The organism is Pseudoalteromonas sp. APC 3358 (assembly GCF_030408075.1).
GTDB classification, from domain to species: domain Bacteria; phylum Pseudomonadota; class Gammaproteobacteria; order Enterobacterales; family Alteromonadaceae; genus Pseudoalteromonas; species Pseudoalteromonas arctica.
Map to the genome: position 1 here is coordinate 1 of NZ_JASDCE010000042.1, position 1002 is coordinate 1002.

Here is a 1002-nt window from a genome sequence, read left to right on the forward strand (position 1 = left end):
TCCCTCACTCCACAGGTTGTCGAGTAAATTGCTCTTCATTAATTCGTTGGTAGCCAGCTCGGCTAAACAAAGCTTGTGATGCTGCATTTTCTTTTAGTACAACAGCATGTATAATTTTTGTAGGATGTAATATATCTACTTGTTTTAAAGCTAGTTTCGCAACCCCTTTACCAAAGTGCTCTGGTGCTATAAAGATGGAAATGGTATACGTATCTACGGCTGTCATATCTAACCTGACTACACCTACAGGAGTCGTTTTTTCATCTGTGCTATTGGTTAGCTCAATGACATAAAAGTAGTCATTTTTACTTGCTAGCTTTTTAGTCATCCAAGCCCGATGCTCTGCCAAACTCGGAACGTCTTTATTAAGTGCATAACGACGTGTTTCGGGTTTACATTGCCAAGCATACACCTGTTCAACATCAAGCTGTGTCGCTAATCTTAGGGTTAGTGAACCGCTAAATAATTGAGTAATATGCTTCATTAATCGCTTAACACCTTGCCCATCACATAACTGCAGGTTTATTGTTCGCATTTTTGAATAGTCTGTAATTAACTGCTCATACGCCTTCATTAAGTTTTTACTAATCGCCTCTAACTCAACGCTAATTGCAGCACCAACGGCTTCTAAATTTCTACAAACAGTCTGCTGGTTATCTGCGAGCGGAATAACAATACTCGGTAACCCGACACAAGCACGCTCCCATGACGTTGAACCTGGCGCGCCAATGGCAATATCATGCTCACTCATGAGAGTAGCCATATCATCTACAAAATCGATGTGAGTCAACCACGCGCTATGCTTTATAGCAAACTCTGTAACACTTTTATAGTGAGGTGCTTTAGGGCTAAGCAATACAGTCGTTATTGGCGGATTAACGCTTTTCTTTAAAACATCAAGTACATGCAATGTTGCATTGGGGGCATCTATACCCCCCATAGATAATAATAAACGCGGTGTATTCGCTAATGTATTTAAAGCTATCAATTGTGATGAATGTC

The 1002-nt window shown here is 40.3% G+C and carries 1 protein-coding gene; it reads right to left on the reverse strand.

Features of this window, described 5'->3' with window-relative positions; translation table 11 throughout:
• Positions 1-4: 4 nt before the first annotated feature.
• Positions 5-1002 (reverse strand): bifunctional UDP-2,4-diacetamido-2,4,6-trideoxy-beta-L-altropyranose hydrolase/GNAT family N-acetyltransferase (locus QL995_RS21625; RefSeq protein WP_290295078.1); only part of this gene is annotated, 998 nt, incomplete at its 5' end.